25 protein-coding genes and 2 pseudogenes are annotated in these 25,576 nt (G+C 62.4%); 7 read left to right on the top strand and 20 right to left on the bottom strand.

The features are described from left to right. Window positions 1–12: 12 nt before the first annotated feature. Together Thiowin_RS21345 and Thiowin_RS21340 are read right to left on the bottom strand one after the other, a co-directional pair. Window positions 13–819, bottom strand: a pseudogene (locus Thiowin_RS21345) (IS701 family transposase). A 118-nt stretch (window positions 820–937) separates the two neighbouring features. Beyond that, window positions 938–2,515, bottom strand: coding sequence for an ATP-binding protein (locus Thiowin_RS21340; RefSeq protein ID WP_328984987.1), 1,578 nt, complete (start codon window positions 2,513–2,515; stop codon window positions 938–940). A gap of 220 nt (window positions 2,516–2,735) precedes the next feature. Here Thiowin_RS21340 and Thiowin_RS21335 point away from each other — a divergent pair, with 220 nt between their 5' ends. The 4 genes from Thiowin_RS21335 (at window position 2,736) to Thiowin_RS21320 (ending at window position 8,134) form a co-directional block, all read left to right on the top strand. Then, window positions 2,736–3,854, top strand: a complete 1,119-nt coding sequence (locus tag Thiowin_RS21335) for an AraC family transcriptional regulator (protein ID WP_328984986.1) — start codon at window positions 2,736–2,738, stop codon at window positions 3,852–3,854. Window positions 3,855–4,015: 161 nt separating this feature from the next. Next, window positions 4,016–4,861, top strand: coding sequence for a hypothetical protein (locus Thiowin_RS21330; RefSeq protein WP_328984984.1), 846 nt, complete (start codon window positions 4,016–4,018; stop codon window positions 4,859–4,861). A gap of 146 nt (window positions 4,862–5,007) precedes the next feature. Continuing rightward, window positions 5,008–7,767 (top strand): DUF1254 domain-containing protein, encoded by a 2,760-nt coding sequence (locus Thiowin_RS21325; RefSeq protein ID WP_328984983.1) that lies wholly within the window; start codon window positions 5,008–5,010, stop codon window positions 7,765–7,767. A gap of 169 nt (window positions 7,768–7,936) precedes the next feature. Next, window positions 7,937–8,134 carry a hypothetical protein gene (locus tag Thiowin_RS21320; protein ID WP_328984982.1) on the top strand — a complete coding sequence of 66 codons (198 nt, stop codon included), beginning with the start codon at window positions 7,937–7,939 and terminating at the stop codon, window positions 8,132–8,134. Between the two features lie 276 nt (window positions 8,135–8,410). Here the strand turns inward: Thiowin_RS21320 and Thiowin_RS21315 are convergent, their stop codons facing one another. The 10 genes from Thiowin_RS21315 to Thiowin_RS21270 all read right to left on the bottom strand — a co-directional run bounded on the left by Thiowin_RS21315 (window position 8,411) and on the right by Thiowin_RS21270 (window position 16,721). Further along, window positions 8,411–8,722, bottom strand: a complete 312-nt coding sequence (locus Thiowin_RS21315; RefSeq protein ID WP_328984981.1) for a helix-turn-helix domain-containing protein — start codon at window positions 8,720–8,722, stop codon at window positions 8,411–8,413. Continuing rightward, window positions 8,694–9,029, bottom strand: coding sequence for a transcriptional regulator (locus Thiowin_RS21310; protein WP_328984980.1), 336 nt, complete (start codon window positions 9,027–9,029; stop codon window positions 8,694–8,696). Before Thiowin_RS21310 ends, Thiowin_RS21315 begins: the two co-directional genes overlap by 29 nt. 198 nt (window positions 9,030–9,227) lie before the next feature. After that, complete coding sequence (locus Thiowin_RS21305; protein WP_408034117.1) at window positions 9,228–9,437, bottom strand: hypothetical protein; 210 nt, start codon at window positions 9,435–9,437, stop codon at window positions 9,228–9,230. After that, window positions 9,385–10,233: a transporter gene (locus tag Thiowin_RS21300; protein ID WP_328984978.1), complete on the bottom strand. Its 849-nt coding sequence runs from the start codon at window positions 10,231–10,233 to the stop codon at window positions 9,385–9,387. The genes Thiowin_RS21305 and Thiowin_RS21300 overlap by 53 nt, the downstream gene beginning before the upstream one ends. Before the next feature lie 64 nt (window positions 10,234–10,297). After that, on the bottom strand, window positions 10,298–12,091 hold the full coding sequence (locus Thiowin_RS21295) for an arylsulfatase (RefSeq protein WP_328984977.1): 1,794 nt from the start codon (window positions 12,089–12,091) through the stop codon (window positions 10,298–10,300). A 178-nt stretch (window positions 12,092–12,269) separates the two neighbouring features. Further along, complete coding sequence (locus Thiowin_RS21290; RefSeq protein ID WP_328984976.1) at window positions 12,270–13,382, bottom strand: alpha/beta hydrolase; 1,113 nt, start codon at window positions 13,380–13,382, stop codon at window positions 12,270–12,272. Between the two features lie 217 nt (window positions 13,383–13,599). After that, on the bottom strand, window positions 13,600–14,274 hold the full coding sequence (locus tag Thiowin_RS21285) for an AraC family transcriptional regulator ligand-binding domain-containing protein (protein ID WP_328984975.1): 675 nt from the start codon (window positions 14,272–14,274) through the stop codon (window positions 13,600–13,602). A 189-nt stretch (window positions 14,275–14,463) separates the two neighbouring features. After that, window positions 14,464–15,738 (bottom strand): Fic family protein, encoded by a 1,275-nt coding sequence (locus Thiowin_RS21280; protein ID WP_328984974.1) that lies wholly within the window; start codon window positions 15,736–15,738, stop codon window positions 14,464–14,466. 98 nt (window positions 15,739–15,836) lie between these two features. Continuing rightward, the gene (locus Thiowin_RS21275) at window positions 15,837–16,097 is read right to left on the bottom strand and encodes an ATP-binding cassette domain-containing protein (RefSeq protein WP_408034116.1); all 261 of its coding nucleotides are present in this window, start codon (window positions 16,095–16,097) and stop codon (window positions 15,837–15,839) included. Between the two features lie 54 nt (window positions 16,098–16,151). Further along, window positions 16,152–16,721 carry a sensor histidine kinase gene (locus Thiowin_RS21270; RefSeq protein WP_328984973.1) on the bottom strand — a complete coding sequence of 190 codons (570 nt, stop codon included), beginning with the start codon at window positions 16,719–16,721 and terminating at the stop codon, window positions 16,152–16,154. A gap of 226 nt (window positions 16,722–16,947) precedes the next feature. Between Thiowin_RS21270 and Thiowin_RS21265 the strand changes: the two are divergent. Continuing rightward, a pseudogene (locus tag Thiowin_RS21265) lies at window positions 16,948–19,158 on the top strand (putative transposase). On the opposite strand, the gene Thiowin_RS21260 reads toward Thiowin_RS21265, so the two are convergent. From Thiowin_RS21260 to Thiowin_RS21240, 5 genes are read right to left on the bottom strand one after another with little or no spacing between them, the layout of a single operon-like run. Further along, window positions 19,067–19,960 carry a hypothetical protein gene (locus Thiowin_RS21260; RefSeq protein WP_328984972.1) on the bottom strand — a complete coding sequence of 298 codons (894 nt, stop codon included), beginning with the start codon at window positions 19,958–19,960 and terminating at the stop codon, window positions 19,067–19,069. The pseudogene Thiowin_RS21265 and the gene Thiowin_RS21260 sit on opposite strands and share 92 nt — an antisense overlap. 25 nt (window positions 19,961–19,985) lie before the next feature. Continuing rightward, entirely contained in the window at window positions 19,986–20,663 is a 678-nt protein-coding gene (locus tag Thiowin_RS21255) for a response regulator transcription factor (RefSeq protein WP_328984971.1), read from the bottom strand. Next, the gene (locus Thiowin_RS21250) at window positions 20,663–21,037 is read right to left on the bottom strand and encodes a PepSY domain-containing protein (RefSeq protein WP_328984970.1); all 375 of its coding nucleotides are present in this window, start codon (window positions 21,035–21,037) and stop codon (window positions 20,663–20,665) included. The genes Thiowin_RS21255 and Thiowin_RS21250 overlap by 1 nt, the downstream gene beginning before the upstream one ends. A gap of 23 nt (window positions 21,038–21,060) precedes the next feature. Continuing rightward, on the bottom strand, window positions 21,061–21,642 hold the full coding sequence (locus Thiowin_RS21245; RefSeq protein WP_328984969.1) for a cytochrome C: 582 nt from the start codon (window positions 21,640–21,642) through the stop codon (window positions 21,061–21,063). A 16-nt stretch (window positions 21,643–21,658) separates the two neighbouring features. Beyond that, a complete protein-coding gene (locus Thiowin_RS21240) occupies window positions 21,659–22,027 on the bottom strand; it encodes a DUF1924 domain-containing protein (RefSeq protein ID WP_328984968.1) in 369 nt (122 codons plus the stop codon). Window positions 22,028–22,247: 220 nt separating this feature from the next. Between Thiowin_RS21240 and Thiowin_RS21235 the strand changes: the two genes are divergently transcribed. Beyond that, window positions 22,248–22,874 carry a cytochrome b/b6 domain-containing protein gene (locus Thiowin_RS21235; protein ID WP_328984967.1) on the top strand — a complete coding sequence of 209 codons (627 nt, stop codon included), beginning with the start codon at window positions 22,248–22,250 and terminating at the stop codon, window positions 22,872–22,874. A 38-nt stretch (window positions 22,875–22,912) separates the two neighbouring features. Further along, window positions 22,913–23,491, top strand: a complete 579-nt coding sequence (locus Thiowin_RS21230) for a cytochrome C (RefSeq protein WP_328984966.1) — start codon at window positions 22,913–22,915, stop codon at window positions 23,489–23,491. A gap of 95 nt (window positions 23,492–23,586) precedes the next feature. Here the strand turns inward: Thiowin_RS21230 and Thiowin_RS21225 are convergent, their stop codons facing one another. Genes Thiowin_RS21225 through Thiowin_RS21215 form a run of 3 tightly spaced genes read right to left on the bottom strand, consistent with a single transcriptional unit; the run spans window position 23,587 to window position 25,554 of the window. Continuing rightward, window positions 23,587–24,957, bottom strand: a complete 1,371-nt coding sequence (locus Thiowin_RS21225; protein WP_328984965.1) for a DUF4268 domain-containing protein — start codon at window positions 24,955–24,957, stop codon at window positions 23,587–23,589. Further along, window positions 24,950–25,309 carry a DUF5615 family PIN-like protein gene (locus Thiowin_RS21220; RefSeq protein ID WP_328984964.1) on the bottom strand — a complete coding sequence of 120 codons (360 nt, stop codon included), beginning with the start codon at window positions 25,307–25,309 and terminating at the stop codon, window positions 24,950–24,952. The genes Thiowin_RS21225 and Thiowin_RS21220 overlap by 8 nt, the downstream gene beginning before the upstream one ends. Continuing rightward, window positions 25,306–25,554, bottom strand: a complete 249-nt coding sequence (locus tag Thiowin_RS21215; protein WP_328984963.1) for a DUF433 domain-containing protein — start codon at window positions 25,552–25,554, stop codon at window positions 25,306–25,308. Before Thiowin_RS21215 ends, Thiowin_RS21220 begins: the two co-directional genes overlap by 4 nt. Window positions 25,555–25,576 lie beyond the last annotated feature (22 nt).

Raw genomic sequence — 25,576 nt, 5'->3', positions numbered from 1 at the left:
CAATTTGGATGCTCATGCATACCAGATGCCAGTGGTGTGCCTCAGACTCTTCGCCATCCCAGACCCATTCGCGCCGATGAAGCGTTTCGACTCGCAGCTCCCCTTGGTGCTATCGCGCAGCGTAACCCGCTGCCAGGCAGTGTCGGGTTGCGCGGCGACCCACTCATCAACACGAACGAGGGCGATCTGAGCCACCAGGCGCTTGGGTTGACGTCCGCGCCGGAAAGAACGTTCGGGAATCTGTGGTTTCGGGTTCTCAAGATAGATGTGCTGATCCCTGATCCGACTAGGGTGCACATCGGCAATGAACACCTCACCATCGCCATCCAGGGCACGCAGCCGCCAGGGCTCTTTGCCATATCCGCCATCAACTAGTAGCCAATTGAACCGCACCCCGCGGGCACGCTGATGGCGCACGCTCTGCAGCGCTAACTGCGCCTTGCTGCGGGCCACCTATTCGGCCTGCGGCACCCCAGCCCGGCGACAGCGTTTGGGATCGTCCGTCCAAGCCTTGGGCAGGTACAAGCGCGCATCAATCGGCGCGGCACGATCCCCATGGCACAGTGCGGTGAAAACACCGACCTGGCAGTTGTCAACTTTGCCCAGGCGCCCGTTCCATTGGGGTGCCACACCAACAGAATGCCGGCCTTTCTTGGTCAACCCCGATTCCTCGAGTAACAGCGCCGAATCGCCAAAGCCCCCGAGCAGGCAATCGGCTTCTTGGGCGACGTGATCGAGCACCTCGCGCGCAGAGCACGGAGATTCGGACAAGAAATGCTGTAACTGTTGCTCGTCGCCGTCGGGAACGACCTCGGCCATGCGTTCCATATTCTTGCGCCGAGCTTGCATCAACCAGCACAGATACTGCTGGGACGGGACAAGTATCGACTAAGGGCCAGTTCCGCGAGGCCCTGTTCGCCGGTGTCAGCACGCCCCGTTAAGCCCGCACCAGCCGCACCGCGCGGCCGCTCGGGGTCTGGGTGTCCTCGCTGCGCAGGCGCTCGGTCAGCGGCGGGATGCCCGGTCGGCGGTCGAAAATCACCAGCCAGCCGCTGTCTAGGTTCAAGCCGGCCAGATACTCATCGAGCTGCGTGAGTCCCTCGGTGAGCGGATCGGCGGCGCCGGGACGCCAAACCTTCAGCTCCATGCCCAGGGTCAGGCGTCCGTAGCGCAGGCACAGATCCATGCGCCCGCGCCCGATGGCGTATTCCCGTTCCAGTGTGCCGCCGCCGCCTTTGACCACCCGCTGCAAGAAGGCCATCAGCACCAGATGGGGCGCGATTTCGTGATAGGGCGCACTGCCGAGCAGCGCCTCGCCATGCTGGCGCCAGAAGGCGAGAAAGGCATCGAACAGCATCTCGGCGTCGAGTTCACCCGTCGCGGTCAGCCAGGTGGGGCGGATCTGCGGCATGGCATCGTTCGGTCCACTGGCCAGGGTGCGCGGCAGCACCTCGCGATAGATGGGGTTGGCCACGGTCAGACCGCCGCCATTGACGCGTCGCAATAGGCCGAGATCAATCAGGTAATCGCGCTCGTCGGCGGGGATCTCGCCGAGCGCATTGCCCGCCAGCATCGGCTCGATGATACGCCGCACCCGGGGCTCGCGCAGTTTGTCGGCGAGCTGATCAAGATGAGTGACCCGGCGCAGAATCAGATTTTCCTTGGCCTGATCGATCAGATCGACACAAATGGGATGGGCGCGATCACGCCCGGCGGGCAGCTCGAAACAGCACTCGTAAGCCAGGGCGTTGACCAGCCAGGGTTGCCCCTGAGTGAGCGTCCAGACCCGCACCAGGGCCTCGGGGGTAAAAATCTGCCCGGTTTCCTGGGTGTGCTCGGTGAGCAGAGTATTGACCTCTTCGGCATTGAAATCGCCCAGTCGCAGGGATTTGGCCTTGATGTTAAAGGCGCTGCCGCCGGTGATGGGGCCGTCTTCGGAGCTGGCGTGGATGCGATAGTCGCGCAGATCGCGCACGCCGCACAGCACGATGGTATTGGGAAAGGAGCGGGGACGCTGACGATAGCCGCCGCGCAATTGGCGCAGCAGCGAGACCAGGGTGTCTCCCACCAGGGCATCGACCTCATCGAGAAAGAGCACCAGCGGGCGGGAGCTGCGCTCGCACCATTGGGTAAGGAAGGCACGCAGGGCGCGGGTGGGGGCGTTGTTTGATAGCACGTCGTCCGCCAGTTCCGCCAAGCCCTGTTCGCCGGTGTCCGCGCGCGCTTCATCGGCGATGGTCTGCACAATGTCGGTCATGGCCAGTTCAATATTCTCCCGCGCCGCCTGGGCGGTTTCGAGATTGGCATAGACCGCCAGATAGTGTCCCTCGCGGTTGAGCCGTTCCATCAGCGCCAGCAGGCAGGAAGTTTTGCCGGTCTGGCGTGGGGCGTGGAGCAGGAAATATTTTTGCTGCGCGATCATCCGCAGCACTTCGTCCAGATCCCAGCGCCCGAGTGGCGGCAGCACATAGTGCATCTCGGGGCGCACTGGGCCTTCGGTGTTGAAAAAGCGCATGGCGGTGGCTTCCGGTGGCGATTGGGCGGGCTTGGTGTCTGGATTCTTGTGTTAAAAACGCGGATGGCACGAAAAGGTAGATTTGTCGCGGGATTGAGCACTAAGATTCAAGTGATCAAGCGGCGTTGCTCCGTCATTCTCAGTCCAGCAGGCCCGTTTGCGCAATCTCATCGTCATTGAACCCCTACCGTCATCTGATCAAAGAAGCGGAATTCACGCGATGCCCAGACGAGCGATTTCCCCCGCCTGCCGGCTGGCGGCACTGGGCCTGGCGAGCAACGGCATGGTGCGTATGGCCGTGGTGCGGGATTTGCCGCGACTGATGGCGCGCGAGGGGCTGGACCCGGACGCGGTGATTCGCGGCTGTGGCTGCCGTCCGGAGTTGTTCAGCGACCCGGATAACACCATTGCCTTCAGCGCCGTGGGTCGCCTGCTGGCGTATGTCGCGACGAATACCGCCTGCGCCTATCCGGGTCTCGCGCTCGGCCAAGGGGCGGGACTGAATGTAGTCGGCGCCGTTGGTCGCGCCATGCGCCTGGCGCCCACGGTGGGACTGGCCTTGCGCACCCTGATCCTGCACTTGCACCTGCATGACCGGGGGGCCATTCCCTATCTCTGTGTGGACGGACATCAGGCGCGTTTTGGTTACACTCTGTGGTGCTCGGATGTGGTTGGCACGGATCATGTCTACGATGGCGCCCTGGCCATCGCCTGGAACATGTTCCGCGAGCTGGCCGGCCCGGACTGGCAGGCGAGCGAAGTCCGCTTCTTTCGCGAACCGCCCGTGGACAGTGCGGCTTTTCGGGAGCACTTTCGCGCGCCGCTGCGTTTCGGCGCGCAGCAGGCGGCGGTGGTGTTTCCGACCGCCGATCTCAAGCGCCCTTGCATGGACGCGGATGCGCGCGCCTATGCCAAGGCCAAGTCGGACCTCGAATCCCTGGGTGCAATCAGCGATCTGGGCTTGGCCGACGAGGTGCGCCTTGTGCTGCTGCGCCTGCTGGTGGCCGGATCTTGCGGTACTCGCGCTGGCCCTGAGCGGGCGGATGTGGCGCAGCTATTCGCCATGCATCCGCGAACCCTCAATCGGCGACTGCGCGAAGAAGGCGTGACCTTCGCGGCGTTATTGGCTCAGGCGCGCCATGATCTGGCGCGACAGTTGTTGCGCGATACCCAGTTGCCCGTCAGCGAGATTGCCTATTTGCTTGGCTATGCGGGCAGCGGGCCCTTCTCGCACGCCTTTCGTCAGTGGTCTGGCATGACAGCCGGTGCATGGCGGAAAGCGCGACCCACCGAGACCGATCCGGGCCGCGTCGATAAGCATCCATCGCAGCGGATCTGAGTTCTTGTTTCTCCAGGGGTTTTGAGATCAGGGAGTGACGGATCGCAATTTGTCGCGAATTGTGATTTTCAAGCGGGTGCGCGGGGCGAATAATCGGCGATTCATCCTCGGTATCACGGCGTGTTTTGGCCGCTGCGATTTGCTGCGCCGGAGAGTCACCCATGCCTTCCTTTCGTCCCCGATATCGCTCCATCCCCTGGCTCACGGCGGCGTGCCTGTTCTCGGTGTCCACCGCCGGAGTCGCCGAGAGCAGCAATGACAGCGGCTGGCAGTTCCGCGTCACCCCCTACCTGTGGCTGCCCGCGCTCGATGCAAACGCGACTGCCAATCCATCCAGTCTGCGACTGCCGGATGGCTCGACGGTTGGTCCTGTCAGCCTGAGGGCCTCGACCAGCCCGGATAGCTACCTGAGCAATCTCGACATGGCCTTCATGGCTATGGGGGAGGCGCGCAAGGGGCGCTGGTCCTTGTACACCGATGTGCTCTACACCAGCTTTGGCGACAAAGACACCAAGGTGCGTGATGTCACCGGCCCCGCGGGTTTTCTGAACTCCCAGATCGAGCGTAAAGCAAGGATCGAACTCAGCGCCACCGTCTGGACCCTGGCTGGCGGTTACCAGGTCATCGACCGCAGCGACTTCTCGCTCGATCTGATGGCCGGCGCGCGCTATCTGTCGCTCGACAGCAACATCAAACTCAGTGTGCAAGGGCCGCTTGGCCGGGTCTCTCGCCAGCAGGATGTGTCGATAGATCAAGACGGTTGGGATGGCCTTGTCGGCCTGCGCGGCGAGATTCTGTTTCCTGGCACCCAGTGGTTCGTGCCTTTCTACGCCGACCTGGGCACGGGAGCCTCCAACACCACTTGGCAAGCCATGCTGGGGATTGGTTATCGGCTCGACTGGGGGGATGTGACCCTCGCCTATCGGGCCTTGTCCTACGACTTCGACAAGCTGGATGCGGATATGACGCTGCAGGGTCCCGGACTCGGCGTCAGCTTCAGGTGGTAACTTGGGTAGTGTCTCAAATTTGTGCGTAGTCTCCGAAAGACTTAATGAAAAACAAATGTTTGATGATGGTTATCCAAAGCCGGCCGGTTACGGCTGGCGCTAGCTGCCCAGTTTTCAATTCGATTCAACACCAAAGGGGCCACAAGATGACAAAACGCACAAGACTCACAAGTCTCGTCACGCTGGGGTGCATCACGGCGCTGCTTGCGCTGCCACAGATCCAAGCTCACGCCCAAGACAAGATCAGCGCAGAGGAGGCGCGTGCCATCGCCGTGGACGCCTACCTCTACTTCTATCCGCTGGTATCGATGGATATTACCCGTCTGCAAAGCACCAACATTGAACCCGGCAAAGAGTTCGCCAAGGGGCCGATGAACATGTTTGTCAGCGTCCCGGAGTATCCGCCTGCCGATTTGAAAGTCGTCGTGCGCGTCAACTTCGACACGCTCTATTCCGTCGCCTGGCTGGACCTGACCAAGGAACCGCTGATCGTCTCCGCACCGGATACCGATGGCCGGTACTACCTGCTGCCCATGCTCGACATGTGGACTGATGTTTTCGCTTCTCCGGGTTGGCGAACCACCGGCACTCAGGCACCAGAAGGCGCCAGAATGACCGCTTTCGTCATCGAGAACGCCATGCATCTTAAGCATTATACGATCAGATGCATCTTGACCGGCGTCCTGCTCGCCTGGGCCGCGCACGCCGCCGCCGACGCCGAGCCGACCTACGTCGGGCGTGCTCAATGCGCGACCTGTCATGCCGAAGAGAACGCCCGCTGGAGCGGCTCTCACCATGACCTAGCCATGCAGGAGGCAAGCGACACCTCGGTGCTGGGGGATTTCGATGATGCCCGCTTTGAACAATTTGGCGTCACCTCGCGCTTTTACCGCCAGGATGGCGTTTTTATGGTGCGCACCGAGGGACCGGATGGCGCCTTGCACGATTACCCGATCAAATACACTTTCGGCGTTTATCCGCTGCAACAATACCTGATCGCTTTCCCTGGTGGACGCTTGCAAGCGCTCGATATCGCCTGGGACAGCCGCCCCGAGGCCGAGGGCGGCCAGCGTTGGATGCATCTGCATCCTGACGATCCGGTGCGCCATGATGATGTGCTGCACTGGACCGGGCCAAATCTGAACTGGAATTTCATGTGCGCGGATTGCCATTCCACCAATCTGCGCAAGGGCTATGACCCTGCCAGCGACAGCTATCACTCCACCTGGTCCGAAATCGATGTCTCCTGCGAGGCATGCCATGGCCCTGGCTCCCGACATCTGGAGTGGGCCGCCGCAACCGGGCGCGGTGAAACATCGGACATCCCGGAGTATGGCCTGACCGTCCGGTTTGACGAACGCGCCGGGGTCGCCTGGCGGATCGATCCGGACACCGGCTTGCCCAAACGCTCCAAGCCACGCACGAGCGCCAAGGAGATCCATGTTTGTGCCCGCTGTCACAGTCGGCGCAGCCAGATGACCGATGACATGGTCGCCGGGCAGCCGTTCTTGGATGGCTTCCAGCCCGCGCTCCTAACCGAAGGGCTCTATTATCCGGACGGCCAGATGCAGGATGAGGTCTATGTCTGGGGCTCCTTCTTGCAGAGCAAGATGCACCAGGCCGGCGTCACCTGCTCCGATTGCCATGATCCTCATGCCGCTGATCTGCGCGTGCCAGGTGGTGACGCCACCTGCGTCCAATGCCATGCCCCGGCGCGCTACGCCAGCACCGCGCATCATTTTCATCCGCCCGACTCGCGCGGGGCCAGTTGTATCGAATGTCACATGCCGCCGACCACCTTCATGGTGGTGGATGCCCGCCACGATCACAGCTTCCGCATCCCGCGCCCGGATTTGTCCCTGACCATGGGTACGCCGAACGCCTGTACCCAGTGCCACGCGGACCAAACCGACGCTTGGGCTGCGCGGCATACCGCGACCTGGTATGGCGAAGCGCCGCAGCCATTAGCGCAATCAGCGCAGGCCATGCAGGCGGCGCGCGCGGGGCATCCCGCCGCCGGCCAGATGCTGCAAGCCATCGCCGCCAATCCAGCGCAGCCGGCGATCACCCGCGCCACGGCGTTGCAGGCGCTGGCTGACTATCCCGACAACGCCATGCTGACCCAGGTGCAACAGAGTCTCAACTCGCCAGACCCCTTGCTGCGGCTCGGCGCGCTGCATGCATTGGCAACACTTGGGCCGACACAGCGGCGGCTCGCCGTCCCGCTGCTTGGTGATGCAAACAAAGCCATCCGCATCGAAGCCGCCCGGTTGCTCGCTGGCCTGCCAACCGAGGCGTTCACGCCGCAAGAGAAAGAACGGCTCGCTCAGGGCATCGAGGAATACATCGCGGTCCAGACCTTTAACGCCGAGCGTCCCGAAGCCCAGGTGAACCTGGGCGTGCTATACGCTGACTTAGGCCGTTATCAAGAAGCCGAACAGGCCTATCGCCAAGCCATTGCGCAGCAACCCCAGTTTGTTCCGGCCTCTGTCAACCTGGCGCTATTACTGAGTGAACGCGGGCAGGAGCCAGCCGCCGAGCGCCTGTTGCGGCAGGGGCTGACCCGCAATCCCGACAGCGCCGATCTACACCATGCGCTGGGTCTGTCGTTGGTGCGCCAGCAGCGGCTTGAATCGGCCTTGGTCGCGCTGGCCAAAGCCGCCGAACTCGCGCCGAATAACCTGCGTTACGGCTATGTCCATGCCGTGGCCTTGCAAGCGAACGACCAGATAGCGGCAGCCATTCAGGTGCTCGAACGCCTGGATCAGCAAAGCCCTGCCAATCTGGACATTTTGTCTGCTTTAGTGAACTACCATCGCCAGATCGGCGAGGATGCCAAGGCGCTTGAGTATGCTCGCCGGTTGCCGCAACAAACACCGGCCAACCCCGCAGCGCGCAGTCCGTAAAAAACGCCGTCGCGTCGCGCGCATTCCTCGTGCCGAGGCTCCGCCCCGGCGCCAGATAAAGTGAATCCGCTTACTGCACTCCAGCCCTGACGAATGCGGTTGTTCCTTCTGGCCTCAGTGGGGGTTGCGGTATGATGATGAATCGATTCAATGCCGAGCCGAGAGGATTATGGACCGCGAACGTCTGAACGAACGCATCGCGGATTTTCTCAAGGGTGTCCATCAGCTCGAACGGGCGATGGCGCAGCCGTGCGATCATATCCTGGGGAACGGCGGCACATGCCAAGCGCCTGGCAGGAATCGCGCTTGGCCTTTACACGTTGAGCTTGGATTTCTCGCTGCCGCGATCACGGCTGACTTCGAGTAAATTATCCATCGAAACATGTAACATTCGAGTAGCCATGGCTGATCTGAAGCCAAATGAGCCTGTTCGGCGAGAGGCCGTTCGATCCCGGACAGCAACCGATTCCTTCGATTAGAGCCATAGCCCATGATGCGGACACTCCTCATTGGTGGAACCTCAGCGATCGGTGAGCAGTTTGCACGCCGTGATCTTCGTCGCCGGTCAGCTGCCGGACCAGGCCGTGGTGAACAGCGACTCTCGGCGGCTGCGCTTCTGATGGCCGGGCGTGGTTCGTGCTGGCTACTGTGCCAACTCGCGCAACACCTCAGGATGGCGCGCGGCGACCTTGAACAGGGTCTGGGCGGCCCCGGAAGGCTGGCGCTTGCCCTGTTCCCACCCCTGCAAGGTGCGCACCGACACCCCGAGCAAGGCGGCAAACTGGGATTGCGACAACCCCGCCTGTTGACGCGCGGCGATAACCGGTGAGTACACCAGGGTTCCCTGGCCGGCCTTCATCTGGCGGATGGATTCGAGCAGGTCTTCGCCCAAGTCGCGCCCGTCCTCGAAGGCGTCCAGCTCGGCATCAGTGAGTGGTTGAGCGGTCGATGGCATGTCGGATCTCCAGCAGTTGGCTTGCGGACAGGTTGCCGCGTTCGGATTTGGCATAGAGCACCAGCAGGATCAGCGCGCCGTTCTCAAGCTGGGTGTAATAAATCACCCGTACCCCGGCTGATTTCCCGGAACCGGCGCGACTCCAGCGGACTTTGCGCAAGCCATTCGTGCCGGGAATCACATCGCCCGCCAACGGGTTGGCGGCCAGGAAAGCCGCGAAGGCGCCGCGCTCTTCTTCGCGCCAGTAGCGCGGCCAGAGCTTGGAAAACAGCGGGGTTTCGATGACGCTGAACATGCTCGACAGCATACGCCTCTGAGGTACGAAGGCAAGTCACTTGACGGGAGTCGTTCAAATCGCTAGCTGTCAAGTCCCCGGCACACCTGCACCAAGGGGTGTCGATCTGGGTGGCGATGACCACGCGGCCGCTCGGATGGATCAGCCCGGACTTCGCGTCAAATCGCGCTGGGGGCATTTGCAAGCGATGAATCGACCGCCAACACCCGATTACTGGTGGTTCTCCTTCAACCGCCGCGACCCCTCGACCAGCGGATGCCAGCCAAACACTAGCGAGAAGTTGAAGCTGTCCATCTGCATGTCGCCGGGTTTGTTGTCGTTGAGCGTGGACTTGTAGCCGAAGGTGAGTTGCAAGTTATCGTTGATGCTATAGCCCAAGGTAAGGCCGAGGCCGAAGGTGTCGGTCGAATCCCCCTTCACGCCGTTGATGGTCGCTTCGCCACCATTGAACCAGACGGCGTCGAGCGAACCCCCAGAGGTGTTCGGTCAGGTCGCGGGTGAGGTGGGCGTCGAGCTGGAACATGGGGTCGGTCTCTAGCCTTTGCCCGACAAAATCGCTGTTCTCGCCAAACAGCCGGACCGACGGCAGCAGCTCCAGCGTGGTGCGTCGGCCCGGCACCCAGGCGCCGAGCTGCCAGGTCATCGGCATCCCCACACGCCCGTACCAGCGATTCTGGCCGATGTTCAGCGCTTGATCCTTGTTGTATTCGCCAATCGGCAGGGCCAGGTCGGTAAGCAGGTCGAGCGAGAAGCCCGGCTCGTAGCGCATGGCATCGGGGAGGTTCTTCTGCGCCGGCGGGCCGATCAGATTGATGGCGAACTCGAGCATCGGATCGCCAAAGCCGCTGGCTGATTGGTTGAAGGTGCGCCCGCCCAGGGTGACATCACCCGAGATCCGCCCCATCGGCAGGATGATGGCGGCCAGCGCCGAGCGGTCGAACAGCGTGAAGGTTCTGGCGTAGCCAACCATCGCCAGGGTGGCGTCGAAGTCCGCGCCGGGCAGGACGCTATGGGCCGGATCGAAGGGGTTGGTGTTGCCGTTGACCGACTCGACGATGACAGGCACCGCAGTGGCGCCGGACAGGGTGTCGAGATAAAAGCGCGCCGGGGTCTGCGCCTGGGCGGCGAGCGGGCCGAGCGCGCTTAAGGCGAAGAGCGCGCTGGCGAACAGGCGCACTCCGTGGGCGCGCGTGATTGTATGGGTCTCCTCGGGCATGAAGGCTCTCTCCGTCTTGATGTCAGGTTTAGGCTTGATGTCAGGTTTAGGCTTGATGTCAGGTTTAGGGTTTGGGCTTAGGCTCGGCCAGCATGTCCTTGGGCGGCTCGAACTGGCGCTGGTAGATCAGCGGCGGGTAGCCGGCATCGTCGGGGACGCGCGGCGGTAGCTGATCTTCCAGGGTCTCAAAGATGTTGCGGCGCGGCAGGATCACGTTGTTGGCCTTCACATAGTGGTCCCAGCGCGCGAGCAGGGTCTTCAGCTTGTCCGGGCGCTCGGCGGCGAGGTCTTGGCGTTCAGCCGGATCGGTCTTGAGGTTGAACAGTTCCCACTCGCCCTTGCCCAGCGGCTTGTGCTCCCAACGAATCTTCCAGTCGCCCTGGCGCACCGCCCGGTTGCCGAAGATTTCCCAGGCGAGGTAGTCCTTGGCGGTCCGGGGCGATTCCGCCTGGCCCGCCAGCATCCGATTCCACGACTTGCCGAGCAGGGGCGGCAGTTCGCGTCCTTCATGCGTCTTCGGATAGCGGGCGCCGGCGACTTCAAGCAAGGTCGGCATCAGGTCGGCGACATGCATGATTCCCGCGGTGTTGATACTGCCCTTGGGCCGCTTGACGTTCGGGCCGCTGACGATGAGCGCGTTGCGGATGCCGCCCTCCCCGGTCCAGCCCTTGTACTGGCTGAAAGGCGTCATCGACACCTGCGCCCACATCGGCCCGTAGCCGACATAGGAGCCGGGGTCGCCCCAGGCATTGGGATGCGTCTGCGACCAGTTGATGGCGCCGAAGAGAAAGTCGCGCGAACCCGGGGAGCCGGCGATCATCTCGAACAGATCCGTTCCCTCCGCGCCGTTGTCGCCGAAGACGATGAAAATGGTGTTGTCGTACTCGCCGATCTTCTTCAGGTGGTCGACGAGCCGGCCGACGTGGTGGTCGAGGTTCTCCATCATCCCGGCGTAGAGCTCCATCTTCTTGCCGAGCATGGCCCGGCTGGCGGGCGCCAGCACGATGGGATCGGGGATGAACCACATGCGCTCGGCAAGCTCAGTGCCCGGCGGCATGATGCCGAGGTCGATCTGACGCTGGAGCCGCTCCTGCCGCACCGCGTCCCAGCCCTGGTCGTAGGCGCCGACGTGGCGGTTGCGCCACTCCCTCGGCAGGTGGAAGGGATCGTGCGGCGCCTGGTGGGAGACGTAGGCGAAGAACGGCTTGCCGCTGCCCCGGTTGGCGTCGATGAACCCGATGAGCTTGTCGGTGTAGGTCTTGGTGGCGTAATAGTCCTTGGGCAGCTTGGTGAGGTAACGCCCGTCTTCGGTGAAGGTCGACCTCGGGTTCGCGGCGGTGAAGCTCTTCATGTCCCAGTAGCTGCCGGCGCCGTCGAGCAGCGAGAAATCGCGCTCGAAGCCGCGCGCGGCCGGGATCTGATCCGGCTCTTTGCCCAGATGCCATTTGCCGACCATGTAGGTGTGGTAGCCGGCGTCGCGCAGCAACTGCGGCAGCGTGACGATCCGGTTGTTGAGGTGACCCTCGTAGCCGGGCACGCCGCGCTGGTTGGGCGCGGTGTACTCGTCCATGTTGCCGAGGCCGTTGAGGTGCGTGTCGACGCCGCTCAACAGCATCGAGCGCGTGGGCGAGCAGGTCGCGTGGGTGTAGAAGTTGGTGAAGCGCACCCCGTCGTTGGCCAGGGCGTCGAGGCTTGGCGTCGTGATCTCGCCGCCAAAGGAACCCATGTCGGAGAAGCCCAGGTCGTCGCCGAGAATGAGGATGATGTTCAGGCGGCGGTCAGCGTCCGCGGCGAAGACGGCGTCGGGTGGGATGATCCAGGCGGCCAGGAGGCCGATGAGCGCGAAGAGACCCGGCAACCGGAGCGCCGCTTGACGCGACGGGCGCCTCGCCTCCGGTCGTTCGGTTCGGCTTCTGAGGTGAATCCAGCACTGTCTCACGGCCTGTGCTCCTGTCGTGATCGGGACATCAACAGCGTTCGGCATGCGCGTTTCCTCGGCGGCGTGTCGATTAGGTTGTGCGAATTGGATCAAGCAATCAGTTCCCGAGAATGCGGATCGGCACACCAGAGAGAAGCTGATTGAGACCGGGCGTGTTGGCTTCACCGAAGCGCCCGGCGGAATTCAGCCCAGCGCCGATCAGTTGCACCACCTCGGGCGAACCGGCGAACTTAGAGTGGCTGCCGGAGCTGGAGTTGTTGATCTCGGACAGGTCGATGACGGTCACGCCAAGCGGCTCCAGTAGCTCGGCATCGGCAGCGCCGACGCGCGGCACGCCGCCGGCGATCCGGCGCGACAGATTCAGCGCGATGTCGTCCTTGGAGACCAGCAGGAACATCTTCTTGCGAATCGCTGGGGCCAGTTGGGCGAGTTGGGTGCGAAACAGGTCAAGGTCGATGTCGGGCGCCGCGAGAATGATGTGATTGATGGTCGCGCGGCGGCCGAGGGTGCCGGCCTGCTGGGCATCGACCAGCCCTTCCATGGTCAGGAAGGTGCCCATCGAATGCGCGAAGATATTCACACTCTCCGCTTGAGTGCGCACCAGGATATCGGCCATGTCCTTGATCTTGCCGCGGGCGATGAGGGCGCTGTTCAGATCGTAAACATAGCGCTCCAGCTTGGCCGCCGACGCCCAAGTGAAAAGCACCGGCACGCCCTGAAAGCCGGTGTCATCGACGAATTGTGCCAGGAGCAGCAGCGCGTCGCTGGTGGTGGTGTTGTAGCCGTGCACAAAGAGCAGCAGGGTGCGCTGGCCGACCGCACGGGTGGCGAGTTCGCGGTCAATCTCGGCGATGAAGGACGCATCGGTGCGATACACCGTCGGATTGATAATCGCAAACTCTTTGCGTGGGTCGGGCGGAAGCTGCTTGGGTCGCTCAAGCTGACCGACCACGTGATTCGGCGGAACTGTGACATCGACCGAGGCAAGGCCCAATTCCGGCGCGCGCTCGCCGGAGAAGAAGGCCCCGACCTCCTCGGTCGCTGCCCGCGTCGTAATAATGAAGGTGCGGTGCCGACGCAGGTCGGGTATGGACGCCACCGGCGACCTCGGGTTGTCGATCCCGACCAACTGCGGTAGCGGTGTGGCGCAGCCTTGGGCAAGCAAAGTGGCCGTGATGGTGATTAAGCCGGCGAGGTGCTTCAGCGGCATTGGGTTAGCTTAACTGAGGTGGTTGGATGGTCCGAAGGATCAGCGCACGCCATCGAATGCGATCTCTGCGGCCAGGGCGTCGAACAGAGCATCCGGGGTCAGAAGACCAGCCCCCGGCGATGAATGACAAAGGTCAATGGTCCGCGCGGTCGCGATTATCGCGAATCGAAGGGCGTTTTGATTGACATTTCACGACATTTTTTGGCGATTTCACATTTCACCCGCGCTGTCGCGACGTGAATGGAAGCGTCAGTTGCCCCACGGCGACAAAGGACGCGGCGAAATGCAGCCGCGCGCGAAAATGCGCCTGATAGGGAGCCGGTTGCTCAGGCGACGGCCGACACAACCAGACAGCGCTCGCCCGCCAGCTGGGGCCGGCCAGGGCGCGAATCAGGTTGTAGCTGATCGCTAGCGCGCCGTCGTAAATCTGCTCGATGCCCGGCACATCCGGCCAGTGGATAACATAGCCCAGCCGTGCCTGGTCTCCGCGCTCCCACAGCAGCGGCACGGCGCCGCGATCATGCAGATGCAGGTGCAGAATGATCAAGCGCAGCGCCGTGCCCAGATCGGGCGCGACCCGTGCCATCGCGCCGATCAGTCCCAGTACATCAAGCCCGAGGCGCTGCCCGAGTTCCAGCCCCAGATGCGGGTAAGCGGTCACCCGGGCGCAGTGCGCGAGCAAACGCCCGAGCGCGGGAAAAGGAATGGTCTTGTCCGCATCATCGAAAGCGGCCAGGTCGCCGCCGCCTTCACGAATGGTCTGATCCGGATCCACGCCCAGCTCGGCAAGCAATTGCGGCAAGCCGAGCAAGGGTGCCATCCGAATCGCGCCGTCGCCAACCAGGGTCTGCGCCGTCGGCAAGCGTCGGAGAGCGGGATCGGATGTATTCAACGGACACTCCTTCCGCCGTTGGAGAGGACCCCTTGACCATCAGTCGCGCCGCTTGCCAGTCGTATCGACTATCAGGCTGAGGTAATAGATGATCTGAGCGAGCGCGGCAAACAGACTCGCCACCAAGATGCCGCCCTGAGGTGAAACCAGGACAAAAAAGGGCGCAATCGGCACTCACAACAAGCGCGATCACGCGGCAGGTTCCGGAAATAGCCCTGGCATCCAGCGCGCGGCCAGTCGTGCGGGAAATGCCAGGCGCAGCGGCGCGCGTGAGCTGGTAGAGCGCAGCACGCCCTGATCCGCCAAGGCCGCTACCAGACGCCGGGCGTTTCTGTCGCTGGTATCGAGCAGTTCGGGCAATTCGTCGCGTGGCAATTGGCCACGGTAGAGGATGGCCTCCAGAATGCGCCCAGCCTTGGGGGGCAGGCGGCGCGCGCGGCTTTCGTCCTCACACCATTGCATGATGCGGCCTTTGAGTTGATCAGGTTGCACCAGGGTTTCCATGAAGGCAATTTGATCCAGGCAGGTTTCAAGAAAAAAGCGCGAGAGCGCCGCCAGGGCCTCTTCGCTCAGGTGACCACGGCCATCGAGGTCGTTGCGCCTGGGCTGATCGCACGCGGCGAGATGGGCCTTGTAGGTCTCGACCTGACGCGCCAGACCGCGCGCAATCGACCAGATGCCGCTGGTGCCCAGCTGCTCTTGCAGCACCGCTTGCGACATTAGTCGCGCGACCCGGCCGTTCCCATCGAGAAAGGGATGAATCCACAAGAATCGATGATGCGCCGCCGCTACCGCCAAAATGCTCTCCGCCTTGCCAAGCCCAGCGTATGCAGCAGCAAAGCGCTCCAAAAAACGCTTGAGCGCACCCGGACTGACCGGCACATGCTGACCAACCCGCACATCGCGCTGGCGCAGCGCGCCGGGAGTCATCACACTTTGCTCCCCGGTGATCGGGTTCTCCACCAGTAGCAACGCATCGGGTAACAGCTCACCGAAGCGCCGATGCATCTCGCGGATGGCGTCCAGGTCGAACGCACGGCCCCTCAGCCCGCCCTGGTCGATCCACTGCTGGACAGCAATGTGCGCGCGGGCTTCAAGTTGCAGATTGCGCTTGTCGCTATCGGCGCTGTAATCCGCATTGAGCGCGCGCTCGATGTCGATCGGGTGGGTGTCATGACCCTCGATCAGGTTGCTGTAGTAGCAGTTCATTGCCCGCACCAGATCGGCCAGCGCGTCAAGCACGCCCTCGGGCAGGCTGCGCTGAAAGCTGGCCGCGCGGGCCGCCAGCTCGACTGCCAGATCCGTCAAGGCGTCCCGATGCCGTGACCCGGCGCCAATGCGCATGGGTTCCATCAGCGCCGGTTGCTCGCCGCGATCAGGCGCCGATGGGTATCCTAAAGCAAGGTCAGCCGCTTGCTTGGCCGCTTTTTTGTCCGCTTTTTTAGCCGTTTTTTCAGTGCTCATAAAAAGCACTATAACAGCGAGTTAACGCGCCTCGAAAGGAAAATCTGGCCGACTGGATGGCCGGATATTTGGCCGCTGGGCTGACTGTTTTGTCAGGATCAGCCTTGCGAGCGCCAAACCTTTTCAGCCGCTGCTTTCTGCTCGACGCAGATTTCCACGATCAGCCGCATGATCTGGCGGCTGGTCTTGGGATCCAGGCTGGCGGTCGGCTCGTCCACCAACAATAGCTCCGGCTGTTGCGCCAAGGCGCGGGCGATGCCGACGCGCTGGCGTTGACCGCCAGAGAGGGCATCGGCGCGCTTGTCAGCGTGCGCCAGTAGCCCGACTCGATCAAACAGCCGATAGGCCACACTCCCCACTCACCGGTCGCTCGCGTCGGCCGCTGTCGTTGGCTGGGGATCGACGAGCCGGGTTCAGGCGGATAGCATCCCCGGCAGTCTGACCCAAACCAACAGGCCGCCCAACTCAGCGCGACCGAAGCCGAGCGTGCCGCCATAAGCCTCGACCACGTCGCGCACGATGGCCAGCCCCAGGCCGGTGCCCGCCTGCTGCTCGTCGAGTCGCAGGCCGCGCTCGCCGAGTCGCGACCAGTGCGCGGGCGCGACGCCATGACCGTCGTCGGCAATCCGGATCTCGACCCGTCCGTCCGCTGAGGTCAATACCTGGATCTCGACCCGTTCACCGGCCCATTTCGCGGCATTTTCCAGCAGATTGCCGAGCAGTTCGAGCAGATCCCCAGCTATCAGCGCCACCTCGACCCGATCCGGGGCCAGGATGTGCCAGTCGATGCGTTCGCCAGCGGGCGTGCGCCCTAGGGTGCGGAGCAAGCGCTCAAGATTCTCGACCACCTCGGTGCGCGTGTTGTGCGGCGGATGACCGGAGCGCACGCGCGCGCGGATCAACTCGCGCTCGACGCGCCGACGGATGGTCAGGGCGAGTTGATCAAGGTCCTCGGCCAGGGCCGGCTGGCCGGCCTGACGCAAGTGCTCGGCATCGGCAGCCAGGACACTCAGATGACCTGATCTCGACCTGCCGCTTGATTTGACTTGACTGGCGGAAAAATCGTGTTGAATCGGCCTATTAGAAAGCCACACCGGGACCGAGCCGGTCGCAAGGTCACATCGCTGCCGGATTTTGCGAAGATACCCTGTTAGCGGTGTGGCGGAGGCCGCCGCGCCCAAATCCCACTTGCGCCTTGCGTCCAAACCAATGCCACAAATGCAGTTGCCGTTATTTCCCCATGGAGTCACAGAGATCACCGCCAACTTGGCTTTCAGCAAAGAAGACGGTGAGGTCATCTACTTCTACTTCGGCCTTCCCGTCTTTCGCCATGACGAAGACGATATCGCCACCTTTCGCATGATTACCGCGCAGTTCTGCGTCAATGGCCTGGCCACCCAAGCGCAGATTATCCGTGCCTTTGGCGTCTCCAAGATCAGTCTCAAGCGCGCCGTGAAGCGCTATCGCCGCGAGGGCCCCAAGGGGTTTTACCAACCGCGCAAGCGCCGCGGACCGGCCATCTTGACCCCCGCAGTGCTCGCCGAAGCCCAGCAACTGCTCGACGAAGGTCTCGAGCCCTCGCAGGTGGCTGACCGGTTAGACATCAAGCGCGACACCTTCTCCAAGGCGATTCGTGCCGGACGCCTGCATCGGAGCGAGAAAAGCGCCCCCCAAAGTCAGGCGCTGACCTGCAAAAGCGAGCGCTCCACGCTCGACCAAGCCGCTGCGATGGGCATGGGAGCCAGCGATGTCGAAGGCCGGCTTGCGGCCAGCATCGGTGAGCTCGACGCCGTGGCCCCGGACTTCACCCCGGCGCTGGATGTTCCCAATGGCGGACTGCTATGCGCGCTGCCCGCCTTGCTCGCCGTCGGTTTACTCGATCATCTTGAGGGCCATTTGGAATTGCCCAAAGGGTATTACGGTCTCGATAGCCTCTTGCTGCTGCTTGGCTTCATGGCCTTAGCCCGCCTGCCTTTTATCGAATCGTTGCGCTATAGCGCCCCCGGGGAATGGGGCAAACTGCTGGGTTTGGATCGGATTCCCGAAGTGCGCACCCTGCGCATCAAGATTCATCTGCTCTCCCAAGGCGATGGGGCGGCCCTGTGGGGAGCGGCCTTGTGCGCGCAATGGATGGCGGCAGCACCGGACCAAGCGGGCGTCCTTTACATCGATGGTCATGTGCGCGTTTATCACGGCAGCCAAACCAAACTGCCCCGTCACTAAGTCGCCCGTGAGCGGCTGTGTCTGCGCGCCACGACCGATTACTGGGTCAATGCCATGGATGGTCAGCCCTTCTTGGTCATCAACCAGGCGGTCGACCCTGGACTGATTCAGACCATTGAGCACAAGATCGTGCCGCAATTGGAGCACTCGTTGCCCGCGGCCCGCCTTGCCGATCCACCAGCGGACGATCCATTGGCCCATCGCTTCACCATTGTCTTTGATCGTGAAGGCTATTCGCCAGATTTTTTCAACCGGATGAAAGCGCTGCGCATTGCCTGTTTGACCTACCACAAATTCCCCGGCGATCCCTGGTCCGAGGAGGAGTTTGCCGCCACGCGGGTGCGGTTGGCCAGCGGCGAGCTGGTGACCATGGATCTGGCCGAACGGGGGACGCGCTTGAGCAATGGGTTATGGGTCAGAGAGCTGCGCAAATTGACTGAACGCGCCCATCAGACCGCGATCCTGAGCACGGACTACCGCAGCGATGGGGCCCCCCTGGCGGCAGCCATGTTCGCCCGCTGGTCTCAGGAAAACTTCTTCAAGTATGCCCGCCAACACTTCTCTCTAGACCGCTTGGTCGACTATCGCACCGAGGCGATTTCCGACCCCATCGAGGTGGTGAACCCTGACTACCGCCAGCTCGATGGGGAGGTTCGCTCCGTAACCGGAAAACTCACCCGGCGTCTGGCACGCTTCGGGGAGATGACGCTCGATGACACCATCGAGCCCACGCATGTCGAGCCCTTTGTGCGCAAAAAAGCCGCACTGCAGGAGGAGATCGAAACGCTGCAACAGGACCTCGATCAGCTCAAGGCACAGCGCAAGGACACTCCGAAGCACATCCGTATTGAGGAGCTGCCTGAAGAGGCGCGCTTTCGTCAGCTGGCAACGCGCAGCAAACAACTGATCGATACAGTAAAGATGATTGCCTATCGCGCCGAGACAGCCATGGCCAATAGCTTGCGCGAGCATTTGACGCGTCCCGATGAGGCACGCGCCTTATTGCGAGCGCTCTATACCACCGAGGCGGATTTAATTCCCGATCTAGAGGCGGGCACATTGACCGTACGACTGCATCATTCCGCCAATGCGGCGAATGATCGGGTCATTGCAAAACTCTGTGAGGAGCTGAATGAAACCGAGACGGTTTTTCCCCGCACCAATCTGCGCCTGGTGCTGAAATTGGGCTCAGCGTAAATTCCCTGAGATCAGGTTGTCTGACACTCAGCGGCGTCTTGAGGCCGTGGGCGAGATCGGCGGTCCAGGCACGCGCCCGCTCGACGGAGCTTGCGCGCGCTTCGAGCAGGGCATTGAGTTCGGCGATCAGCGGCTGGACCTCAGCGGGCGCCTGTGCCGCGAGCCGTGCGGCGCGCCCGTCGCGAACGGCGCCGATCTCGCTGCGCAAGGCTTCCAGGGGCGCCAGCCCGGTCTGGATCTGGATCAGCGTCGCCAGGGTCAGCAACAGCGCGATGAGTCCGAGATAGGGCCGCATGTCGGCGGCGAAGTTGGCGCGGGCACGGATGAGTTCGGCGCGATCCTGGGCGAGAATCAACCGCAGTTCGACGGCCGCGGGGCCTGATCCGACCCGGATGATTCGCTCGCGCACCAGCAGCGACTGTCCGTCCGGCCCCGATAGACGATGGGCATGCAACACACCCGGTCTGAGTACGTCCTTTGGCAGAGTGATGACCTCATCCCACAGCGAGCGCGAACGCAGCACACCGGCCTGACCGAGGCGGTCGATCTGCCAGTAGTGGCCGCTCAGGGGTTGCGCGAAAGCGGGAGACCGGGGTTCCTGGGTCAGACGAATCGAGCCGTCGGGGGCGATCTCGACGGCGGCGGCGAGTTGATTGAGCCGCACCTCCAATTCAGCGCCAAGATGACGCTCGACATGGCGCTCGAAGAGATTCGCCAGCCCGAGCCAGGCGATCAGCAGCGCCAGGGTGATTGAGATCAGCGCGCTGATCCAGAGTCGGGCGCGCAGCGAGCGGTGTTTCATGCGAGGGTGAACCCAGCATGCAGGATTATGGGGCGGGCGCGGCGTCATCTGTCTCGATCAGATAGCCGAAACCGCGTCGGGTCTGGATCAGCCCGGCGCCCAACTTGCGCCTGACCCGCCCGACCAGCACTTCCACCGAATTGGAATCACGCTCAAAATCCTGCGCATAGAGCTGCTCGGTCAATTCCTGTTGCGAGACGACGCGCCCGGCCTGCTGCATCAGATAGCTGACCAGACGGTATTCCTGGGGCGAGAGATGAATGGCTCGCCCATCGTGGCTCAGGCTCTGGCGTCGGGTATCCAGCCGAAAGAGACCATGGACAAGGACGGGTGCTGGCTGTCCGGCGGCGCGGCGGATCAGTGCCTGCACGCGCGCGAGCAGTTCTTCGAGCCGAAAGGGTTTGGGCAAATAGTCATCGGCGCCGGCCTCGATGCCCTCAACGCGCTCAGTCCAGTCACCGCGCGCGCTCAGGATCAACACCGGCAGCCGCTGACCGGCGGCGCGCCACTGACGCAGTACCGACAAGCCATCGAGTCCGGGCAGCCCAAGATCGAGGATGGCGGCGGCATAGGGTTCGGTATCACCCATGAACCAGGCCTCGCGCCCGTCGCGCGCGCGCTCGACCAGGAAGCCGGCGGCCGTCAGACCGGCCATCACCGTCTCGGCGACCTGATCGTCGTCTTCCACCAGGAGCAGGCGCATCAGTCCTCATCCTCCAATTCCAGGATTTCACCCTCGCGGGCGTCGATCTCAACCTCCAACCGGCGCCCGTCTGGGGTCAGGATCTTGAGTTCGTAGAGCCAGACCCGCTGGCCGGCGTGCTTGTCGCGTTCGAGTTCGATCCCGATGACCTCCCCCGGGATCTGTGCGCCGATCTGATGCAGGATCTCGGCAATCGGCCGGATCTCGCCGCGCAGACGGGCTGCGCGCGCGCGCTGGTGATCCTGCGGCTGCTCATACCTGGTGGTCCCGGCGTTATCCGCCGGATCGTCGTGATCGTCGGCGCCAGCCTGAAGCGGCAGCAGACTGAGTAATCCAATCAAGATGGCGGGGTGCATGATTAAGATTCGCGTCATGGTGTCCTGCATTGCGCATGGGCTCAATCCCTCCAGGGACCATGGCCCGGAATGTCGATCCAGCGTTCGTCATAGTTGCCTTCGGCGGCTTTTTGATGGCAGGCGTTGCACTGGCTGAAGCTGTTGACCTCCGGGTTGCCTGTCACCAGGCGGGCCGGTATCTCGTCGTGCTCATCCTTGAACTCGGCGCTTGCGGTGATGCGCGGCAGACCACCAGAGGTCGCGCCCGGATTGCTGGCATCGCCTGGGATCATCTGCTGCGACACATTCGTGGCATTGGCCGCCAGGAAGGCGCTGATCTCGGCGCGCAGTTCCTCGGACAGGCTGGCATCGTCACCGTAGTGATCGATCAGCGCATCCGACGTCATGATCCTGGCCCAGGCCTGCGGCGGGAGCAGACCGGGCTGATAGGCCATGTGGCAGGAACCGCATTCCTCACTGTAAGTGGCGTTGACGACCGGCGCCTGACGCGACTCGAACCAGTCGTCTTTGCCGCGTTCATGGTCATCGTCATCATCATCGGCGAACGCCAAGTGGGCGCTGCTCACGGCCAGCGTGCCGGTGACCAAAAGTGTCAGAACAGATTTGAATCTATAGGGGCTCATGGGTCGATCCTCCTGCTTATTGGGTCTTGATGTAGGCAATGAAATCGGCTTTTTCGTCGGCGGTGCACTCGCGCCCGATGGTCCAGCGACAGTTGCGCCGCAACCATTTCTCGATCTTGGCTGCATCGGTGAGGCGCTGCGGATTTACCGAGGGGGCCAGGGGTTCGATGACCTTGCCGGTGTTGGCATGCTGTCCCGGTTGCGTCAGATCGCGACCATGACAGGTTGTGCAACTGCGCGGCTTGGAACCATCGGCCTGGGGGTATTCCTTGAGCCAACCGGCTGCTCCAGCGGCGGGATCGGCCGCCCAGGGGGTGGCAGACAGGATCAGCATGCTGGCACTGAACAGGACTGTGGGCAGGGCAGTGGCAAGCTGTCGTTTCATTGGTCGGTTCTCCGTTGGTTGGCAGTCAACCTGGCTCCAGTCAGGGTTTCCTGGTGGTCCTTGCAGGCTGTGGCGACAGCGTACTGAGGATACCCTGACAAAAGGCTGACAGCCGTCGTCAGCCTTCGGTCAGGCGCTCTTGGTTATTCTTCTCGGCCAAGGCGTCGATTCGCTCGAACCGACGAACTCATTATCAAACCTGTATGGAAGAACCGATAACATGTCGAACGAAGAGCTGAATAACACCGCCACCCCTGCCACTAGCCCCGGCCTCGAGACCCTTAAGCGGGTTCGCGTCTGGGATCCGCTGGTCAGGATCTTTCATTGGTCATTAGTGGCGGGGTTTGCCACCGCCTTTATCGTCGAGGACGATCTTCTCGGCGTCCATGTCTGGGCCGGCTATCTGGTGCTCGTCCTGATCAGTGTGCGCCTGGTTTGGGGGCTGATCGGCACGCGTCACGCGCGTTTCAGCGACTTTGTCCGCAGCCCTGGCGCCGTGCTTGCGTATCTGCGCGATGTCTTGCGCTTGCGGGCGCCGCGTTATCTGGGCCACAACCCGGCGGGTGGCGCCATGATTGTGCTGCTTCTGACCTGTGTCGCCGCCACCGGAATCAGCGGTCTGGCGCTCTATGGCGCTGAGGAATTCGCCGGTCCGCTGGCCGGGGTGATGCGCGGTCTGCCGCCCTTCTTGGGAAATGTGCTGGAAGAGGCCCATGAGGTGCTGGCCAACCTCACACTCGCTCTGATCCTAATCCATGTGGTTGGGGTGCTCGCCTCCAGTCTGCTGCATCGCGAGAATCTGATTGGCGGCATGATCAGCGGTTACAAGCGCGCAGAGAGTGAATAAATGCCTGCTGCAATAAGCTGGAGCTGGAGAGTCGATACATGCCTAAACGCCCTTCCATCCCCCTGTTTGCGCTGGCGGGTCTGTTGCTCGGCGCGGCCGGAACTGCCGTGATGGCCGCAGACGGCGAGACGCGCGATTGGCGCAGTTGGTTGCGGATGTTCCCGAACATCGCGCCCGCCACCCAGCCGGCCTATCTTGAGGAATGCGGTTCCTGTCATCTGGCTTATCCGCCCGGCGTCCTGCCGGCGGACTCCTGGAAGCACATCCTGGCGCCCGAGTCACTCGCCAATCACTATGGCGATGACGCCTCGCTGGCGGATGACCTGGCCGCCGAGTTGCGGGCTTATCTGATGGCTAATGCGGCCGACACATCAGCGCGAATCCGCGAGCGAGCCTTTGCCGTGCCGGGTGCGGCGCGATCTGACGCCAGTCTGCCGCGCATCACCGAGACGCCGTATTTCATCCGCAAGCACCATCAGGTTCCGGCGCGTCTGGTCATGGACAATCCAGAGGTCGGTAGCTTCAGTCAGTGCAATCGCTGCCACATCGGCGCGGAGAATGGAATTTTCGCCGAGGGTCAGGTCGAGATTCCCGGTCTCGGGCCTTGGAAGGATTGAGCATGGCCAGGGAGCCAAGCGAACCACGAAAAAACCGGAGTCGACCGGAGTTGGCCGTGCGATGGCGTGCTCGCCGAAATCGCCGACCGTTTCTTCTACTGATCGAGACAAGGCGATGCCGCGGCATAGAGCCTGGTCATAGCATCCACAGCCTTTTTAATGACGTCATCCCAAGTTGATTCATCGACCCAGCCACCTTCCAACTTGGTTCCGATCCAACAGGCGCGGCGCTCGTCGAGGCGCTGCCACTCCAGTGGGCCACCGAAGGCGGATTCAATCTCGTCGCGATGGCCATCATGGAGCGCATCAAAGACCGTCTTGTTCGCAGCGGCATCGGGGCCATCGATGTAAATGGTCACCCGGGTCTCCGCCATCGTGACCCAGTAGTTCCACCAGACACCGTGGCGACGAGCCCCAGCCCAGTGGTATTTGCCGGGGGAGATTCTCGCGTGCAAATCAGACTGAGTCTTGGCGTGGTCGAGTAGCTTGGTCCAGAAGGCGAGCCTGGCTTCATAGCGATCAGGACGGTTACCGGCTTCTGCTTCTGCTTCCTCTTCATCAATGGTGGCGATGGGCTCATAGACGGGTGGCTTTTCGCCATCCAGATCAGGCGAGCAAGGATGTGGCGAACCTGGCGATAATTTTGCGCGTGCAGCCGAAACTGCGGGGCGCTCGCGAAACTCTCCTTCTGAGCATCCAATTCCGCCCGCAGGAAGGCCGCGAGGTCGCTGATATCCCGGCCGCGCAACGCCTTGGTGAGCTGAAATATCGTGTACTTGACCGAGGAGTAACTGATGGTGCGAAAACACCAAATGCGGCGCGCCAGCCAAATATCGACGAAGTCTGCCACCAGCGCGATTTTGCGCCGAGCCGTGTCCTTGGAATCCTCGGAGGAGAGCGGCGCCAACATAAGCTGAGTTTGCAGCGTAAAACCCCGGTCGGCATTGAAACTTGGCCGCCCGGGCCTGGATATTCACGACCGACGGCGTCGCCTCACTGACATCAAATTGTGCATCCTGACCGTCCATCAAGGCGCGCATGATCGGCTCGCGGTCTGGCACATCCAGGTTGAAGCTCTTGTGGCCGTATTTCTCGGAGAAGACCAGGTTGCGCACATTGACCCCATCGGCACGCTCGCCTTGACGATGGTACAGCTCGATCAGCAGCAGCGTCAGCGTGGTAAGGCGCTGCTGGCCATCGACGATGAAACGCTGACCGCGCTTGTGACTGAGAACCACCGAGCCGAGGAAATAGTGACCATAGTGCTCGACCTGGGGGCGCGCATGACCCGAGTCGTAGTGGTCAAGGAACTTGCCGGTGAGATCGTCGACCAATTCCCGGACTTGCCGCTCCTCCCAGGCGTACTCCCGCTGGTAAAAGTCGATGGTGTACTTGGCCTTATCGAGAAGCTCGCGGACAGTCCGGGCGCGGGCTTCGATGGATTTTGGTTGATTCTGCTCAGTCATGGTGAGTCCCGCCGCGAACCCGCACGCGCTCGGCTGTGACGGTCAAGATGGCACCTTGGGCGAGTTCAGCGGCATAACGCTCGACGACGGCTGCGCAATAGGCCCCCTGTTGGCGGGCTGGTAAATCGACAAGCCTTACAATTCCGCAGTGCGGACGACGGTGAACAATGGCAAGCTCACCAAAGTCCTTGTCCAATGTAACGAGGACGCGCGCCTCGCTGAACGCGCGTGTCATGATGGCTTCATCGCCGGGGTCGGGTTCAATGTCTCCCATCCAGCGCACATCATGACCGGCGGCTGCAAGGAATGCCGCGGCGCCGCCCCAAACGCAGGTATCCAGCAGCAGCTTCATGCGGCCGCATCGACCATCAGAGGTTCAACCCGCTCGTGCTCAACGAGCCGATGGGCATACGCCAAGCAAGCCAGAATGTCCTCGCGCTCCAACCAGGGATAGCCTTCGAGCAGGATGTCGATGTCATCTCCCGCGGCGAGCATACCTAGAACATGCTCCACGGCTAGGCGTCGCCCACGGATGATGGGTTTGCCACCGAAGATGCGTGGATCAACGGTGATGCGTTGTAGTAAGTCATTGTTCATTTGTCTGATCTACTTTGGTGTT

Origin of the sequence: Thiorhodovibrio winogradskyi (assembly GCF_036208045.1) — a bacterium.
Classification (GTDB): domain Bacteria; phylum Pseudomonadota; class Gammaproteobacteria; order Chromatiales; family Chromatiaceae; genus Thiorhodovibrio; species Thiorhodovibrio winogradskyi.
The sequence above is the reverse complement of the archived record's forward strand: the minus strand, read 5'-3'. Positions and strand labels throughout refer to the sequence as shown.